General features: G+C 69.1%; 13 protein-coding genes and 2 riboswitches. Of the genes, 4 read left to right on the top strand and 9 right to left on the bottom strand.

The features are described from left to right. Window positions 1-102 precede the first annotated feature (102 nt). From RBB84_RS15310 to RBB84_RS15295, 4 genes are read right to left on the bottom strand one after another with little or no spacing between them, the layout of a single operon-like run. Window positions 103-1,020 carry a cobalamin biosynthesis protein gene (locus RBB84_RS15310; RefSeq protein WP_024101880.1) on the bottom strand — a complete coding sequence of 306 codons (918 nt, stop codon included), beginning with the start codon at window positions 1,018-1,020 and terminating at the stop codon, window positions 103-105. Beyond that, the gene (locus RBB84_RS15305; RefSeq protein ID WP_064256589.1) at window positions 1,017-3,392 is read right to left on the bottom strand and encodes a cobyrinate a,c-diamide synthase; all 2,376 of its coding nucleotides are present in this window, start codon (window positions 3,390-3,392) and stop codon (window positions 1,017-1,019) included. The genes RBB84_RS15310 and RBB84_RS15305 overlap by 4 nt, the downstream gene beginning before the upstream one ends. After that, window positions 3,389-4,003 carry a cob(I)yrinic acid a,c-diamide adenosyltransferase gene (gene cobO, locus RBB84_RS15300; protein WP_064256546.1) on the bottom strand — a complete coding sequence of 205 codons (615 nt, stop codon included), beginning with the start codon at window positions 4,001-4,003 and terminating at the stop codon, window positions 3,389-3,391. The genes RBB84_RS15305 and cobO overlap by 4 nt, the downstream gene beginning before the upstream one ends. Then, the gene (locus RBB84_RS15295; protein ID WP_231912038.1) at window positions 4,003-5,883 is read right to left on the bottom strand and encodes a VWA domain-containing protein; all 1,881 of its coding nucleotides are present in this window, start codon (window positions 5,881-5,883) and stop codon (window positions 4,003-4,005) included. The genes cobO and RBB84_RS15295 overlap by 1 nt, the downstream gene beginning before the upstream one ends. A gap of 34 nt (window positions 5,884-5,917) precedes the next feature. Continuing rightward, window positions 5,918-6,114, bottom strand: a riboswitch (cobalamin riboswitch). A 41-nt stretch (window positions 6,115-6,155) separates the two neighbouring features. Between RBB84_RS15295 and RBB84_RS15290 the strand changes: the two genes are divergently transcribed. After that, on the top strand, window positions 6,156-7,376 hold the full coding sequence (locus RBB84_RS15290; RefSeq protein WP_064256590.1) for a bifunctional cobalt-precorrin-7 (C(5))-methyltransferase/cobalt-precorrin-6B (C(15))-methyltransferase: 1,221 nt from the start codon (window positions 6,156-6,158) through the stop codon (window positions 7,374-7,376). Beyond that, window positions 7,373-8,134, top strand: coding sequence for an SAM-dependent methyltransferase (locus RBB84_RS15285; protein ID WP_064256548.1), 762 nt, complete (start codon window positions 7,373-7,375; stop codon window positions 8,132-8,134). Before RBB84_RS15290 ends, RBB84_RS15285 begins: the two co-directional genes overlap by 4 nt. Window positions 8,135-8,236: 102 nt before the next feature. Here the strand turns inward: RBB84_RS15285 and RBB84_RS15280 are convergent, their stop codons facing one another. Genes RBB84_RS15280 through RBB84_RS15270 form a run of 3 tightly spaced genes read right to left on the bottom strand, consistent with a single transcriptional unit; the run spans window position 8,237 to window position 11,414 of the window. Beyond that, window positions 8,237-9,793 (bottom strand): precorrin-2 C(20)-methyltransferase, encoded by a 1,557-nt coding sequence (locus RBB84_RS15280; protein ID WP_039958237.1) that lies wholly within the window; start codon window positions 9,791-9,793, stop codon window positions 8,237-8,239. Next, window positions 9,790-10,440 (bottom strand): precorrin-8X methylmutase, encoded by a 651-nt coding sequence (locus RBB84_RS15275; protein WP_006552968.1) that lies wholly within the window; start codon window positions 10,438-10,440, stop codon window positions 9,790-9,792. The genes RBB84_RS15280 and RBB84_RS15275 overlap by 4 nt, the downstream gene beginning before the upstream one ends. Then, a complete protein-coding gene (locus RBB84_RS15270) occupies window positions 10,437-11,414 on the bottom strand; it encodes a cobalamin biosynthesis protein CobG (RefSeq protein ID WP_231912039.1) in 978 nt (325 codons plus the stop codon). The genes RBB84_RS15275 and RBB84_RS15270 overlap by 4 nt, the downstream gene beginning before the upstream one ends. A 130-nt stretch (window positions 11,415-11,544) precedes the next feature. Then, window positions 11,545-11,738: riboswitch (cobalamin riboswitch) on the top strand. A gap of 52 nt (window positions 11,739-11,790) precedes the next feature. Between RBB84_RS15270 and cobN the strand changes: the two genes are divergently transcribed. Then, window positions 11,791-15,390 (top strand): cobaltochelatase subunit CobN, encoded by a 3,600-nt coding sequence (cobN, locus tag RBB84_RS15265; RefSeq protein ID WP_064256550.1) that lies wholly within the window; start codon window positions 11,791-11,793, stop codon window positions 15,388-15,390. After that, window positions 15,387-16,133, top strand: coding sequence for a precorrin-6A synthase (deacetylating) (gene cobF, locus RBB84_RS15260; protein WP_064256551.1), 747 nt, complete (start codon window positions 15,387-15,389; stop codon window positions 16,131-16,133). The genes cobN and cobF overlap by 4 nt, the downstream gene beginning before the upstream one ends. On the opposite strand, the gene RBB84_RS15255 is transcribed toward cobF, so the two are convergent. Further along, window positions 16,112-16,501: a DUF6114 domain-containing protein gene (locus RBB84_RS15255; RefSeq protein ID WP_024101871.1), complete on the bottom strand. Its 390-nt coding sequence runs from the start codon at window positions 16,499-16,501 to the stop codon at window positions 16,112-16,114. The genes cobF and RBB84_RS15255 overlap by 22 nt on opposite strands. Beyond that, entirely contained in the window at window positions 16,495-17,064 is a 570-nt protein-coding gene (locus tag RBB84_RS15250; RefSeq protein WP_064256552.1) for a DUF6230 family protein, read from the bottom strand. The genes RBB84_RS15255 and RBB84_RS15250 overlap by 7 nt, the downstream gene beginning before the upstream one ends. Window positions 17,065-17,069: the final 5 nt, after the last annotated feature.

Below are 17,069 nucleotides of genomic sequence, written 5' to 3'. Positions count from 1 at the left end.
TACAGCAACCGGAGTTACGTTTCGGGCAGAACGAACACGGATTCACCCCGGAATTTCACCCTCGGCCGGAATTCCCGTCGTGGCTGGGAAATATCGGGGAGGCTATCGACGGACGAGGGCGACCGCGATGGCGGTCGCCACGGCTCCGAGTCCGACCTTGGAGGCGAGTCGCGCGGTACGGCCGATATCTTCCGGGGCCGGCGCGGGTCCGTCGCCGAGCGTGCCGCGATCCTCGACCACACCGTGATAGACGTTCGAGCCGCCGAGCCGGATCCCGAGAGCACCGGCGAACGCCGCTTCGACCGGACCGGCATTCGGACTCGGATGCTGACGGGCGTCCCGGCGCCACGCCCGGACCGCGCCCCGGCCGTCGTCACCGAGTGCGACAGCCAGCAGGGCGGTGAGGCGAGCGGGGACGAGATTGAGCAGGTCGTCGAACCGGGCCGAGGCCCAGCCGAACCGTTCGAGCCGCGGCGTGCGGTGACCGACGCGCGCGTCCAGGGTGTTCGCGGCGCGGTACCCGAGCAGGCCGGCCGGACCGAGGACCGCACCCCACCACAGCGGGGCGACGACGGCGTCGGAGGTGTTCTCGGCGACCGACTCGATCGTGGCGCGCGCGATCCCGTTCTCGTCGAGCCGAGACGGGTCGCGGCCCACCAGGTGGGTCACCTGTTGCCGCGCCGCGGCGAGATCGCCGTCGCGGAGTTGGGCGTCGATCGTCCGGGCCTCGAATCCGAGGGAGCGGCCGCCGAGCACGGTCCAGGTGGTCAGCGCCGTGACCGCCACCGCCGGCACCGGACGACCGCGGGTCGCGTGGTCGGCGACGTATCCGAGCGCTCCGGCAGAGCCGACCAGCAGCGAGGTGAACACCACCCCGGCAACGCGGTGGTCGGCATACAGCCGGCCCTCGGCGGCGCGCGCCAACTTCCCGAAGCCGCTCACGGGATGCCACCGCTGCGGGTCGCCGACGAGTTGGTCGGCGGCGTAGCCGAGCGCCAGTCCGAGTGCCCTGTGCTTCACAGGATCGTTCTCCACGCCTCGACGAGCGTTGCCGTGGTCGCCGCGTCGCGCACCGCGATCCGTACCCAGTCGTCACCGAGGCCGGGGAAGGTGTCGCCGCGACGCAACGCGAAGCCCTTCTCCCGCAATCTCTCCCGCGTTCCCTCTGGCGTTTCCGCCAGCACGAACGGGGCTGTCGCGGGGGAGACCACGTGGATTCCGAGTCCGGTGAGGGCGTCGACGAGAACCTTCCTGTCGCCGGCGATCTCCTGTGCGATCACCTCGGTCTCGCGTACTGCGTCACCGGATGCGCACGCGATCATCGCGGCGCCTGCGGGAGTGGACACCGACCAGGGTGGTTGCTGCGCGGCGAAATCCGCGAGCACTGCGGCGTCGCCGACCACGTATCCGGCGCGCAGACCCGGGATCGCCCACGTCTTGGTGAGCGACCGCAGCACCACGAGTCCCGGAACGAGCTGTCCCGTCAACGATTCGGTTTCGCCGGGAACGGCGTCCATGAACGCCTCGTCGACCACGACCACCCGTCCCGGTCGGGTCAGTGCCAGAAGCGTATCGGCCGGGTGCAGGACCGAGGTGGGATTCGTCGGATTGCCGACGATGACCAGGTCGGCATCCTCCGGGACCGCACCCGGATCGAGGACGAACCCGTCATCGCAGCGCAACACGACCCGCGTGACACGATGTCCGGCGGCCAACAGTGCGGCCTCCGGTTCGGTGAACTGCGGGTGCACCACCACCGGCTTCCGCCACGCCCGTGCCCGAGCGATCAATGTGAACGCCTCGGCACCTCCGGCGGTCGGGAGGACCTCGTCGACGCCGCGGCCGTGACGATCGGCGAGGGCGGAGCGTGCATCGCTCGGGTCGGGATACCGGGCGAGATCGTCCAGCGATGCACGCAGGGCGTCGTCGAGCCATGCCGGTCGCGGTCGGCGCGAGACGTTGACGGCGAGGTCGACCAGCCCCTCGGTCGCGTCGCGGTCGCCGTGATGGTGCAGGTCGGGTTCGGGTGTTCGACGACGCGCAGGTGCCGAGGTGGGTTCGGGGGCGGGATCCGCCGACCGTGCGGTGTCTGCGAAACGTCGCGCGAGATCGGGATGTCCGGCCCAGTGCGTGTGCAGGTACGACGCGTGCACGTTCGCGGTGGCGATGCCGTCCGGCCGGCCGTCGAGCAGCCACGCGGGAGACGAGCCGGAATCGATCACGGTGCGGTGGAACTCGTGACCGGTGACGCGGGTGCCGGCGGGGGCGAGCAGGGTGTCCTGCGGTGCGATCGCGTTGCGGTAACCGAGGGTCAGGCGCGGGGTCATCCGTGCCACAGTGTCGAAGGCGCCGACCATCTCGTGCCCGTCGACCTCGCGCCCCAGATAGAGCAGACCGGCGCACTCGGCGACGGTCGGAACTCCCGCCGCGATCGCCGCACGTAGATGCGCGCGCAGGGGGAGGTTTGCGGCGAGGTCGGCGGCATGTACCTCGGGGAACCCGCCGCCGAGGTAGATGCCCGCGGTGCCGGTGGGCAGTCGTTCGTCGCGCAGGGGATCGAAGGTCACCGATCGGCATCCGTGTGCGCGCAGCAGTTCCTCGGTCTCGGTGTAGCGGAAGGTGAAAGCGCGGCCTCCGGCGACGGCGATCACCGGTCCGTCCTCGGTGGGCGTGCCGGGTGACCACGGTGTTGCCGGCAGGTCGGGTGCTGCCGAGGCGATACCGAGGATCTCGGTGAGATCGATGCGCTCGGCGATCCGCGCGGCGAGCCGATCCACCTGCGCAATTGCTTCGTCGCGTTCCTGGGCGGGCACCAGGCCGAGATGGCGCGACGGAACGGTGACGCCGTCGTCGCGACCGAGCACGCCGATCACCGGGATGCCGGTCGGTTCGAGGGCGCGGATCACCTCGTCCGAATGTCGCTGAGATCCGGCCTTGTTCAGGATCACACCGGCGATCCGCGTGCCGCGGTCGTAGGACGCCATGCCGTGCACGATCGCCGCGATCGACCGGGAGGCGTGCGAGACGTCGACGACGAGGATCACCGGTGCGGACAGCAGGGCCGCGGTGTGGGCGGTGGACGCGTACCCGTCGGTGCCGATCATCCCGTCGTACAACCCCATGACCCCTTCGATCACGGCGATGTCCGCACCGGCGGCGCCGTGCAGGAAGAGAGGAGCGACGAGGTCCTCGCCGACGAGGTGCGGGTCGAGGTTGCGGCCCGGTCGGCCGGTGGCGAGCGAGTGGTAGCCGGGATCGATGTAGTCGGGACCGATCTTGTGCCCCGACACGATGTGGCCGGCGCGACGCAGTGCCGCCATGAGGCCCGTGGCGACGGTGGTCTTCCCGTGCCCGGATGCCGGTGCGGCGACGACGACGCGTGGAACTCTCACCACTCGATTCCTCGCTGGCCCTTCTGTCCCGCATCCATCGGATGTTTGACCTTCGTCATCTCCGTCACCAGGTCGGCGACCTCGACGAGTTTCGGGTGCGCACGCCGCCCCGTGATCATGACGTGCTGGTGTCCCGGCCGTGAGGTCAGCGTATCGACGACCTCGTCGATGTCGACCCAGCCCCAGGCGATCGGATAGGTGAACTCGTCCAGTATGTACAGGCCGTGCTGCTCCGCGGTGAGACGTCGCTGGATCTCACGCCACCCGGCGAGCGCATCGGCGGCATGGTCCTCCTCGGTGCCTTCCTTGCGCGACCACGACCAGCCGGAACCCATCTTGTGCCACTCGATCGGCCCCCCGGTGCCGCGCTCGGCGTGCAGATCGGCGAGGGTTTCGAAGGCGGTCTGCTCGCCGAGTCGCCACTTGGCGGACTTGACGAACTGGAAGACGGCGACCGACCAGCCCTGGTTCCAGCCACGCAGTGCGAGGCCGAATGCGGCTGTGGACTTTCCTTTTCCGTCGCCGGTGTTGATCATCAACAGCGGCCGGTTGCGGCGCTGCCGGGTGGTGAGACCGTCGGCGGGGACGACGGTGGGTTGTCCCTTCGGCATCAGGCGGCCCTCTCCCGGACGATTCCGGTCAAAGCGTCGGCATCGACCTCACCGACGGGCACATACTCGGCGCCGAGGCGTTCGGCGAGACGGGCCGCGAGACCCATCCGGAATCGCCCCGTCTCGGAATCGACCACCACGGAGGAGATTCCCTGTGCAGCGATGACGTCCGCGGCGTCGAGCGAGCGCTGCACAGCGTCCGGTCCGGCGGTGGCGCGACCGTCGGTGACCACGACGAGCAGGGCGCGTCGACGCGGATCCCGCAGGGAATGACGCCGAAGGGTGGTGGCCGCTTCGATCAACCCCTCCGCCAGCGGGGTCCGCCCACCGGCGGGAAGTTCTCGCAGCCGTGCGGCAGCCACGTCCACCGAATTCGTCGGCGGGAGTGCGACGGTCGCGCCGGTGCCGCGGAAGGTCACGAGTCCGACGGTGTCGCGACGGCGGTAGGCGTCGAGCAGCAGCGACAGGACAGCGGTCTTGACCTGCACCATCCGGTTGCGTGCTGCCATCGACCCGGATGCGTCGACGCAGAGCAGGACGAGATTGGTCTCGCGGCCTTCGATGATCTTGCGGCGCACCTGCAGACCCCGATCGGTGAAGGCGGACGCGCGGATCGTGGCGGGCAGATGAACCGGGCCGGTGTCGCCGCGGCGACTGCCCACGGTACGGCCGATCGTGGTGACCGCCCGTGACCGGCGACCGGCCGCCCCGCGCCCGACCCGATCGACGGAGAACACCCTGGCGCGAAAAGGATCCGTCGCCGACGCCAGGCTGGTGGACGACCGATCACCCGAACCGGAGGACGTCTCCGCCGCCGAGTCGTCGGGTGCGCTCTCGCCACCACCGGGATCGTCGTCGGGGCCAGGATCCGGATCGTCTCCACCGAGAAGTTCGTCGAGCAGATCGTCGCTGCTGGTGGGGGCGTCGAAGGGGTTGCGGCGCCGACGGTGTGGCAGGGCGAGTCGGGCCGCTGCCGCGATGTCCTCGCGTGTCACCTCGAGCCGGTCGTGCCAGGCCGCGTGTGCGATCGCCGTGCGGGCGGTGACCAGGTCGGCGCGCATGCCGTCCACGTCGAACGCCGCGCACACCTCGGCGATCGAGACCAATGCGTCGTCGCTCAGTGCGACCTGCGGGACGAGTTCGCGGGCGGAGGCGACTCGCCGCGACCACTCTGCGTCCCGATCCGCCCATCGCGCGGTGAACCCGGCCGGGTCGGCGTCGAAGGCCATCCGCCGCCGCACGATCTCGGCGCGCATGTGCGGGTCGCGGGGCGCGGTCACGTCCACGGCGAGTCCGAAGCGGTCGAGCAACTGCGGGCGAAGCTCACCCTCCTCGGGATTCATCGTTCCGACCAGTACGAATCGGGAGGCATGCTCGACGGAGACCCCGTCGCGTTCGACGGTCGAGCGGCCCATCGCCGCGGCGTCGAGCAGCAGGTCGACCAGGTGGTCGTGCAGGAGATTGACCTCGTCGACGTACAGCACACCGCGGTGGGCCAGGGCCAGAAGACCGGGCTCGTATTCGGCCGTGCGGTCGGCCAGCGCCTTGCCGAGATGCAACGCTCCCGTGACGCGATCCTCCGCCGCGCCGACGGGCAGTTCCACCAGCCGAACCGGCCGGATATGCGAGGCCGTATCGGCCGGATGGGGGCCGTCCGGGCAGGACGGATCGGGGGCGTCCGGATCGCACGAGAACCGGCACTCGTCCACGACGGTGACCGGCGGCAACAGTGCGGCGTGGGCACGCACCGTCGTCGATTTCGCGGTGCCCTTCTCGCCACGCACCAGCACACCGCCGATCGTCGGCGACACCGCACACAGGGTCAGGGCCAGCGCGAGGTCGTCGGAACCGACCACCGCACCGAACGGATACACATGCACTTCGACCTCCACAGGCTCCCGCTGGGATGTTTTTCGCGGCAAGCTGTTCGAAGGCCGGTATTCGGACTTCCCGGTCGGACGCCGTGCGATCGCCTTCCCGGACCGGACGGTCCAGTGGCTGCGCGGATGCGCGTGATCGACGACTCCCGGGTCACCGCAGCGGGCCTGTGCCGGATTCTCACCGGCTTCCCGATTATCCCCGTGAGGGGCACCTTCGATTGCCTTGCCACGGCCGAGTCTAGGCCATGGCGCGTGGGCTATGGTTCACCGCCATGGGACCGATACGACAGACGACAGGCATCACCGTTGTCGGAATCGGGGCGGACGGATGGTCCGGTGTGCCGTCCACCGTCCGGGAGCGGATTCTCGCGGCCGAGGTCCTGCTCGGCGGCCGGCGCCACCTCGACCTGGTTCCCGCCGGCACAGCGGTGCGCGAGGAGTGGCCGTCGCCGCTCCTGTCCGGGCTCGACGACCTCCTCGACCGGCACGCCGGCAAGGACGTCGTCGCGCTCGCATCCGGTGATCCGCTGGTCTCCGGGATCGGCACCACGCTGATCCGACGCCTCGGAGGCGACGCCGTGGAGGTGATCCCGGCGATCTCGTCGGTGGCACTTGCTCGTGCACGCATGGGCTGGTCCGCGGAGGAGTGCGAGACGATCACCGTCGTGGGTCGCGAGATCGATGCTCTGCGCAGAGTTCTGACGCGCGGACGCAAACTCGTCGTCCTCGTCGACGGTGCACGTGTCGCGGATGTTGCGACGCTCCTGGAGGCCGCCGGTTTCGGGAACTCACGGGTCGCGGTGTTGTCGCATCTCGGTGCTGCGGACGAGTCCCGGATCGATGCGAAGGCGACCCATCTGACCGATACGGGCGTCCGGTCTCTGAGTCTGATGTGCGTCGAGGTCGACGGCCCCGCTGGGTTGTCGGTGCTGCCCGGTCTCGACGACTCCCTGTTCGAGCACGACGGGCAGCTCAGCAAGCGGACCGTACGCCTCGCGGCGGTGTGCGCACTCGCACCGCGACCGGGCGAGTTGCTGTGGGACGTCGGTGCGGGAGCCGGGTCCGTCGGAATCGAATGGGCGCGAACCGATCCGCGCTGTCGTACTCTCGCGATCGAGAAGGATGAACGGCGCGCCGGCGCGATCGAACGCAATGCCGCCGCGTTGGGTGTGCCGTCGATCGTGCGCATCGTCCGAGGTGCTGCACCTGCCGCGCTCGTCGGACTCCCGGTGCCCGACGCGATCTTCGTCGGCGGAGGAGGAAGTCGCGAGGGTGTGCTCGACACGTGTTGGGACGCATTGCCTCCCGGCGGTCGGCTCGTCGCGCACGCGGTGACGCTGGAGACCGAGGCCGTCCTGGTGCAGTGGTGGAAGACGCACGGCGGTGAACTCACCCGTCTGTCCGTCGAACACGCAGATCCCATAGGAACATTCACCGGCTGGCGTGCGCAGCGACCGGTCGTGCAATGGAGCGCAGTGAAAGGCGAACGATGACCGTCCATTTCGTAGGATCCGGACCCGGAGCGGCCGACCTGCTCACACTGCGAGCGGTGAATTTGCTGCGCGAGGTCCCGGTCGTGCTGTACGCCGGTACCTATCTCGATGCCGACACCCTCTCGCACTGCCGTGACGACGCCGAACTGGTCGACACGCAACACCTGGACCTCGACGAGATCACCGCGCATCTCGTCGACGCGCACCGGCGCGGCCTCGACGCCGTGCGGCTGTGCTCCGGCGACACGTCGCTGTACTCGGCGCTCACCGAGCAGACGCGACGGCTCGACGCCGCGGGCGTGCCGTGGGACGTCACACCCGGTGTGCCCGCCTACGCCGCGGCCGCGGCGGCACTCGGTACCGAGCTGACGGTCCCCGAACTCGTGCAGACGGTCGTGCTGACCCGCACGCAGGCCCGATCGACGGCGATGCCCGACAGCGAGGCTCTGGCGCGGGTCGCAGGAATCCGGGCGAGTCTCGTCCTGCACCTGGCGATCACCCGCATCCGCGTCCTTGCCGAAGAACTCACTGCCGAATACGGCGCCGATTGCCCCGTCGCGGTGGTCGCGTTCGCGTCGCGACCGAACCAGGTCGTGCTGCGCGGCACCCTCGCCGACATCGCCGACGGTGTCGAGGCGGCGGGACTGAAGCACACCGCGGTGATCGTCGTCGGACACGCTCTCGGCGTGCGTGAACGGCCGGATGTGGCCTGTTCACACCTCTACGACCCTTCCCGCGAGCGCGCCGGTCTCGGATAGCTCCATCCTCGCGCGCCGAACCGGGGTTCGCCCCGGTTGCAACAGTGGCGAACCCCGGTTCACCGCGCGAACCTGTTGACAACCCGCGGGTGAACACCGCAGTCAAACGGTTGTCGAGGATCCCGAATGGCGACCGTCGACCGACCGTTTCGTCCACACCGCACCCGAAGGCATCACGAAGGTGCCCGCAGCGCCGACGATGAGCAGGCACTTCATGTCGATGCTCGCCGGATCGAGCTTCTCGAGCGTCGTGACCTCGAGCGACTCGCCGGACCGTCCCACATCGCGCCCGATCACGACGACGGTGTCGGCCGGACGATGCTTCAGCAGTACCGTTTTCGCGTCCGCGACCTGCGTCGTCCGAGACCGCGACGCCGGGTTGTAGATGCCCAGGACGAGATCGGCCTCGGACACCGCTGCCAGCCGCTTCTCGATCACGTCCCACGGCTTGAGTCGATCCGACAGGCTCATCACCGCGAAGTCGCCGCCGATCGGGGCGCCGGCACGCGCCGCGACGGCCTGCACCGCGGAGACCCCCGGCAGGACGCGGATCGGCACCGACGCGTATGTCTCGTCCTGCGCGGCCTCGAACACCGCCGACGCCATGCCGAACACTCCGGCATCACCGCCGGAGACAACGGCGACCTTCTCACCCGCCAGGGCGAGGTCGAGAGCGAATCGCGCGCGGTCCACCTCGACGGTGTTGCCGCTGGAATGACGGTGCAGGCCGGGACGTACCGGGACGCGATCGACATACGGTCCGTATCCGACGACGTGATCGACCTGTGCGAGTGCGTCGGCGGCCTCGGGGGTCAGCCACTTCTCGTCCGCCGGGCCCAACCCGACGACGAGCAGTTCGTTCGCGTCCGGATGTGTCGCCTCGACCGCGACGGACGGCCGCGATCGGTCGGCGACCGACCGATTCGTCGGAGAGCGATCACCGGCGGTGAGGATCACCGAGAAGTACGGCACCGCGTCGGCGTCGACCTCGGCGACCGGAAGGATGCGTTGCCGATCCATCGACGCGCGTTCGACATAGACGGCACCGTCGAGGCGCCCGGACTGGGCGAGAGCCTCCCGGACGGAGGGAAACGTCCTGCCCAGCTTCATGATCGCCGCACCGTCGGTGTCGGCGAGTCGCCGTGCGAGCTCCGGGGCGGGCAGTGTGCCGGGCAGGATGGTGAGGACGTCGGTGCGCCGCACCATCGGTTCGGCGGCTGCAGCAGAGGCGGCGGACACCGAGGTCACCCCTGGCACCACCTCCGTCGGATATCGCGGAGCGAGGCGGTCGTGCAGGTACATGTACGAGCCGTAGAACAGAGGGTCGCCCTCGCAGAGCACGACGACAGTGCGTCCCGCGTCGAGGTGGACGGCCAACCGGGCGGCGGACTCGTCGTAGAAATCGGCGATCGCACCGTCGTAGCCGCCCGGGTGATCGATGGTGCCCGTCGTCACCGGGTACACCAGCAGTTCCTCGATCACGCCGTCAGGGATCAGATCGGCGGCGATCGATCGGGCGATGGAGCGGCCGTGCGTACCGGAGTAGTACGCGAGGACGTCCGCTTCGGCGATCAGCCGCGCAGCCTTGCGTGTGATGAGTTCGGGATCGCCGGGGCCGAGACCCACGCCGTAGAACCTGCCTGACACCATCTCGCTCATTCCTTCTCCTGCGCAAGTGCATTGATCGCGGACGACGCCATCGCCGACCCGCCGCGGCGTCCCCGGACCACCAGATGGGGGATCTGCAGCCGATGGTCGAGCAGCGCCTCCTTCGACTCCGCGGCGCCGATGAAGCCGACGGGAACACCGACGATCGCCGCCGGTCGCGGGGCGCCGTCGTCGAGCATCTCGAGCAGGTGGAACAGGGCGGTCGGGGCATTGCCGATCGCAACGACAGCCCCCTCGAGGCGGTCGGCCCACAGTGACACCGCCGCCGCGGAGCGGGTCGTGCCCCAACGTTCGGCGAGTTCGGGGACACGCGGGTCGGCGAGCAGACACATCACGTCGTTGTCGGCAGGCAGGCGCGTACGGGTGACCCCGGAGGCCACCATGTTCGCATCCGTGAGGATCGGAGCACCTGAGTTCAGTGCAGTGCGCGCGGCCGGAACAAGATCGGGATGGATGACGAGGTCCCGTGCCAGATCGGTCTGTCCGCTTGCATGGATCATCCGGACCGCGACCTTCTCCGCACTCGCAGGAATCGCGGACAGATCCGACTCGCTGCGGATCGTCGCGAACGACCGGACGTAGATCGCGGCGCCGTCGGTGACGTAGTCGTACCGACGCGGGGGAGGTCGAAGGGTCACGGGGTGCTCCTGGCAAGAACGACGCGGTGAGGCGAGTGTGGTGCGCCGCAGACGCGCTCGCATCCGGCGACGTGAATTCGGGGATCGGTGGTATTTCCGGCGACGATCCGGCGAGCCAGCGCTCGGGTGTCACCTTCGGCGAGGCTACACCCGGGCGCTCCCGTGCACGCTGTCACCCGCTGCCACGCCGAATCCGGGGCCGTCTCGAAGCCGGTCTCGCGAAGCGCGACGAGATCCGACGCGGACGGGAGTATCAGGCCGCGCCAGGGCGTGACGACCACACCTCGATCGGGCAGCGCAGCAACCATGGCGGGGGTGAGGATTCCCAGGGGGACCAGCACCGACACCGCATCGCCGAGCACGCCGTACGGCATCGTGAAGGCCGGTGGCCGCGGAGCGGGATCGGTGCCACCGAGTTCCGCTCCCGCACGCGGGAGTTGACGCACGTGCCACACCGACTCGCGAATCTCGACGAACCGGCGAGCCTGGCGCAGGAGCATCTCGGGAACCTGGGTGAGCCGCACCGTCGGCCCGTCGAGTCCACCCACGACGATCCGTGCCGTCCCGCCGCCGAGCGCGACCGCGGTGAGATCGCACCGCAGCGTCACCACGTCGCCGCGGCCGTCGTCGAGGCCGAACAGGAACCGGCCGGGCAGATCGGCGAGGACCGGATCGGCGCACAGTCCGGCGTCGAGATCGCGGACGAGAGGCCGGACGTCGGTGAGTCCACCCACGAGTCCCGACAGCGGCGACGCGACGATGTTCCGCACCCGTTCGTGGCTCGCCGAGGGCAGCAGCCCGGCCGCCGTGACGGCGTCGGCCAGTCCCGCGGGGACGGCACCGCACTCGTCGAGGTCGATACCTCTGAGCTGCAGGTTCCCTCGCGACGTCAGGTGGACGTCGCCGTCGGCGTAGGCGGTCGATGCGTTGGACAGTGCTCGGAGCGCCCCGTCGGGTACCTGCCCTCCGGGCACGCGGAGCCGCACCAGCGCGCCGTCCGCCGCGACATGCGGGCGAAGGATTCCGGGGCACCGATCGGGAGGGAGAGGGGGTGGCAGAGCATCCACAGACGCACATGGTTGCACACCTTTCCGGCCGGGTGCGCTACTCTCGGCTTGCCGTGGTGCTCGGGAAGCCGGTGGGAAACCGGCGCGGCCCTCGCCACTGTGAGCGGATAGTTGCTCGCCCTCGTCCGTACCGGTCCGCCGGTGTGGAGGCCACTGGATCTCATCCGGGAAGGTCGGCGCAGCAGCGGTGACCCGTCAGCCAGGAGACCGGCCACGGCACGTGAGGTCCACGAGGGTTTTGGAGACTGAACATGGCTGTACGCCTGTGTTTTCGGGTTGCGTCGTGACGCGCCTGACTTTGTTGTCGACGTCCGACACCGACCTGCTGTCGGCTCGGTCGAGCGATGTCGAGTGGGCGCTGGGTAACCCGTCCCGACTCGACGTGTCCACCGAACTGCCCGGTCTGCTCAGCGGATCGGACCTGGTCGTCGTGCGGATCCTGGGGTCCGCGCGCAGTTGGCGCGACGGGCTCGACACCGTGCTCGCGACCGGCGTCCCGGTCGTCGTTCTCGGTGGTGAACAGACCCCGGACGCCGAGCTCATGGGGCATTCGACGGTGCCGATCGGCATCGCCGCCGAGGCGCACCGCTATCTCGCGTACGGCGGTCCCGCCAACCTCGCGCAGCTCCATGCCTTCCTCACCGACACCGTGCTGCTCGGCGGTGAAGGCTTCGATCCGCCCGTCGAATTGCCCGAGTGGGGTGTGCTCGACCGGCCCGAGGGGCCGGCCGACGACCGGCTGCCACTCGTCGGTGTGCTGTTCTACCGGGCCCACCACACCAGCGGAAACGTGCAGTTCGCGCACGATCTCGCCGACGCGATCGACGCGACCGGCAGGGCCCGCGGCGTCGTGATCCACTGCGCCTCGTTGCGGGGAGCGTCCGAGGATCTGCTCGCCGAACTCGGCACCCTGGATGCGCTCGTCGTGACGGTGCTCGCGGCCGGCGGAACCAAGCCCGCCACCGTGAGCGCGGGAGGCGAGGACGAGGCGTGGGACGTCGGAGCGCTCGCCGCGCTCGACATCCCGATTCTGCAGGCCCTGTGCCTAACGTGGAGTCGCGAGGACTGGGCGGAATCGGACGACGGTGTGTCACCGCTCGATTCGGCCACGCAGATCGCCGTTCCCGAATTCGACGGACGCATCATCACGGTGCCGTTCTCCTTCAAGGAACTCGACGCCGACGGCCTGCCCCGCTACATCACCGACCCGGAACGGTGTCGCCGCGTCGCCGGTATCGCAGTGGCACACGCACGATTACGACACGTACCTCCGGCACAGCGCCGGATCGCGATCATGTTGTCCGCCTACCCGACCAAACACTCCCGGGTCGGCAACGCCGTCGGCCTCGACACGCCGGTCTCGGCGATCCGGATGCTGCGCGCGCTGCGCGATGCCGGATACGACCTCGGCGACGGCTTCCCCGGCATGGACGTCGAGGACGATACCGAGGCCGGAAATACCCTGATCCACGCCCTGATCGATGCCGGCGGACAGGACGAGGAGTGGCTCACCGCCGAACAGCTGGCCGGAAATCCGGTGCGGGTGAGCACCTCCGACTACCTTCGGTGGACCGGTGATCTACCGGCAGAGCTCACCGATGCGATCGTAGAGGCATGGGGACCGGCACCGGGATCGCTGTTCGTCGACGGCGACGCCATCGTGCTGGCGACCCTGCAGGCCGGCAACGTGGTGCTGATGATCCAGCCGCCCCGTGGATTCGGCGAGAATCCGGTGGCGATCTACCACGATCCCGACATGGCGCCCTCACATCACTATCTCGCCGCCTACAAATGGGTCGAGCACGGTTTCGGTGCCGACGCCGTGGTTCACCTGGGCAAACACGGGTCGATGGAGTGGCTGCCGGGCAAGAACGCGGGTCTGTCCGCCGCTTGTGCGACCGACGCCGCGATCGGGAACCTGCCGCTGATCTACCCGTTCCTCGTCAACGATCCGGGCGAAGGGGCACAGGCCAAACGCCGAGCCCACGCGACGATCGTCGACCACCTCATCCCACCCATGGCGCGCGCCGAATCCTACGGCGACATCGCACGTCTCGAACAGCTGCTCGACGAATACTCGAACATCGCCGCGATGGATCCGGCGAAACTGCCCGCGATCCGGGCGCAGATCTGGACGCTCATCCAGGCGGCGAAGCTGGACCACGATCTCGGACTCGACGATCGCCCGCACGACGCCGAATTCGACGACTTCCTGTTGCACGTCGACGGGTGGTTGTGCGAGGTCAAGGACGCGCAGATCCGCGACGGCCTGCACGTCCTCGGTGCCGCGCCGACCGGCGAGGCGCGAGTGAATCTCGTGCTGTCGATACTGCGAGCCGCGCAGGTGTGGGGCGGCAGGAGCAACGCCGTCCCGGGTCTGCGCACCGCACTCGGGCTGAAGTCGGATGCTCCGTCGAAGGAGGTCGATGCCGTCGAGAGCGTCGCGCGGTCGCTCGTGCAGGCCATGGAGGACGACGGCTGGAACGCCGGATCATCTGCACGCATCGTCGAAACCGTGCTGGGCCAGCCTGATTCCGAGGTCGCGAGGGTGCTCACCTTCGCTGCCGACGAAGTGGTTCCCCGCCTCGCGGGCACGAGGGCCGAACTCGACGCGGTGCTGCACGCACTCGATGGTGGATACGTCCCGGCCGGTCCGTCCGGCTCGCCCTTGCGCGGCCTGGTCAACGTGCTGCCGACCGGGCGCAACTTCTACACCGTCGACCCGAAAGCCGTCCCGAGCCGGCTCGCCTACGACACCGGTGTCGCGTTGGCGGACAATCTGATCGGGCGGTATCTCGCCGACACGGGGGAGTACCCGCAGTCGGTCGGCCTGTCGGTGTGGGGGACCTCGGCGATGCGCACCGCCGGCGACGACATCGCCGAAGTGCTCGCACTCATCGGTGTGCGGCCGGAATGGGACGCCGAGTCGCGTCGGGTGCGCGAACTGACCGTGATCCCGCTCGAGGAACTCGGCCGGCCCCGCATCGACGTCACGGTCCGGATCTCCGGCTTCTTCCGGGACGCGTTCCCACACGTCATCGGGATGCTCGACGACGCGATCCGCATGGTCGCCGCCCTCGACGAACCCGACGAGCAGAACTACGTGCGAGCCCACGCTCGGCGGGACGAAGCCGAACACGGCGACGCCGACCGTGCGGTACGGCGCATCTTCGGATCGAAGCCCGGCTCGTACGGTGCCGGCATCCTGCAACTCATCGACTCCGGCAACTGGCGTACCGACGCCGATCTCGCCGAGGTCTACACGGCCTGGGGCGGATTCGCCTACGGGCGTGGGCTGCACGGTGTTCCGGCCGCCGACGACATGCGTGCGAACTACCGACGGATCGCGGTGGCGGCGAAGAACACCGACACCCGCGAACACGACATCGCCGACTCCGACGACTACTTCCAGTACCACGGCGGCATGGTCGCAACGGTGCGGGCGCTGACGGGCACCGACCCGAAGGCGTACATCGGCGATTCCACCACCCCCGATGCGGTGCGCACCCGCTCACTGGCGGAGGAGACCGCACGGGTCTTCCGCGCTCGGGTCGTCAACCCGCGGTGGATCGGTGCGATGCGCCGGCACGGCTACAAGGGCGCATTCGAACTCGCCGCGACCGTCGACTACCTGTTCGGCTACGACGCCACTGCCGGTGTGGTCGAGGACTGGATGTACGAGTCGCTCGCACAGAACTATGCGCTCGACCCGGAGAACCAGCAGTTCCTCCGCGAAGCGAATCCGTGGGCGCTGCGCGGGATCGTCGAACGGCTCACCGAGGCGGCCGATCGCGGGCTGTGGTCCGAACCGGATCCCGAGACGATGAACAGACTGCAGCAGTCCTATCTCGACGTCGAGGGCGATCTCGAGGACCGGGGGTGAGGGTTCGGCTCATCGGGATCGGCCCCGGGGGACCGGACGATCTCACGGTGGCGGCGGTGCGCGCCCTCGAGAGCGTCGACGTCTTCCTCGTGCCCGACAAGAAGCGGGGCGTGGACGATCTCGTGGCGGTCCGCGAAGAGATCCTGCGCCGTCACACTTCCGGTTCCTATCGGATGGTCGTGGTGCCCGACCCGCCCCGCGACCGGAACCCGGAGCGCTACGGAGACGAGGTGCGCGACTGGCACGCCGCCCGCGCCGAGGCATACGAGACCGTTCTGCTCGAACAGGTTCGGGAGGACGAGACGGTCGGCTTCCTGGTCTGGGGGGATCCGAGCCTGTACGACAGCACGATCCGCGTCGTCGAACGCATCCTCGAACGCGGGAGGGTGTGGTTCGACTACGACGTCGTTCCCGGTATCAGCAGCGTGCAACTGCTCGCGGCCCGACATCGTCTCGTGCTCAACACCATCGGTGGGCCGATCACCGTGACGACCGGTCGTCGGTTGCTTCGGGACGTCGCAGCGGGTGCGTCGAACATCGTGGTGATGCTCGACGGCGGCCTTGCCTGCGCCGACCTCGACGGGACATGGAGCATGTGGTGGGGTGCGAATCTGGGAACCGACGACGAAGAACTCGTCGCGGGCAAGCTGGCCGAGGTGCTTCCCGCGATCCGTGAGGCCCGTGTCCGGGCCAAGCAGGCCCGCGGCTGGGTGATGGACACCTACTTGCTGCGACGGGGTTGAGCGGTCCAGGCCAGGACCGCACTGCTTCCCACCACCCCGAACAGGGTGCCCAGCAGAAACCCCCCGAAATTGGCCGCAGGGAGTGCCACGAGCGCGACCAGCATCGCGACGATGCCCGCAGGAACACGCAGACCCGGTCGCACCAGCACGCCCACTCCGCACAGCGCCATGAACACTCCGAGGAACAGCGTGGAGACGCCCGAGATGGTGCTGATCGACACCAGGACGTCCCCGACGCGGAAGGTGGTGTAGGCGGGCAGCAACAGGAACACCGCCGAGACGCACAGCAGCATCGCGCCGATGAAGGGACGCTCGCGTCGCCATTCGCGGAACCGTTCCCGCAGGTTGCCGGTCGTGGCCGTCAGCATTCGTGGGTTCCGGTCCGGACGTTCATCTGCAAGCCCTGGACGCTCATGGAGGTCGCGGTCATGGATACCGCGCGGACCCGCGCTTCGGTCATCACCGAGCCGCCCATCGCCATGCCCGGTGTCAGGGAGGTCTCCACTCCCTCGAGCTGGGAGACGTCGACACCGAGGCGGACGTCGGCGGCATCTATCGACCCGCCGACGGAGACGGCGTCGAGCACCACGCTCCTCGCGGTGGTGTTGGGCCCCGGAACTCGGATCGTCATCGACACATCGCCCAGGACCGGCACGCCGTGAGCGATGGTGGCGAGGCAGACGTCGGACAGTACCGACGACTCGATCTGGAGCGCAGCGGTGGGAAGGGCGCCCGCCGCACTGTTGACGCGACGGGGAAACACCTGGATCCCTTCGGCTTCGACCAGTCCGATGGTCCCGGAGATGTCCTGGCCGGAGATCGCCAGATTCATCGGCAGGTCGCCGCGTGCGATACCCGCACCCAGCAGGGTTGCAGGAACGAGTCCGAGCAGTGTGAGCGCTGCGAACCGGCGTTTCCGGATGCGTCCCATGCACT

Source organism: Rhodococcus sp. D-6, from assembly GCF_040256695.1.
GTDB classification, from domain to species: Bacteria; Actinomycetota; Actinomycetes; order Mycobacteriales; family Mycobacteriaceae; genus Rhodococcus; species Rhodococcus pyridinivorans.
This window is presented reverse-complemented; position numbering and strand designations above follow the sequence as displayed.

Coding starts and splice junctions, on each gene's coding strand:
- cobO (WP_064256546.1), bottom strand. CDS start 4,003: ATGCCGAAGGGACAACCCACCGTCGTCCCCGCCGACGGTCTCACCACC.
- RBB84_RS15290 (WP_064256590.1), top strand. CDS start 6,156: ATGGGACCGATACGACAGACGACAGGCATCACCGTTGTCGGAATCGGG.
- RBB84_RS15285 (WP_064256548.1), top strand. CDS start 7,373: ATGACCGTCCATTTCGTAGGATCCGGACCCGGAGCGGCCGACCTGCTC.
- RBB84_RS15280 (WP_039958237.1), bottom strand. CDS start 9,793: ATGAGCGAGATGGTGTCAGGCAGGTTCTACGGCGTGGGTCTCGGCCCC.
- RBB84_RS15255 (WP_024101871.1), bottom strand. CDS start 16,501: ATGCTGACGGCCACGACCGGCAACCTGCGGGAACGGTTCCGCGAATGG.
- RBB84_RS15250 (WP_064256552.1), bottom strand. CDS start 17,064: ATGGGACGCATCCGGAAACGCCGGTTCGCAGCGCTCACACTGCTCGGA.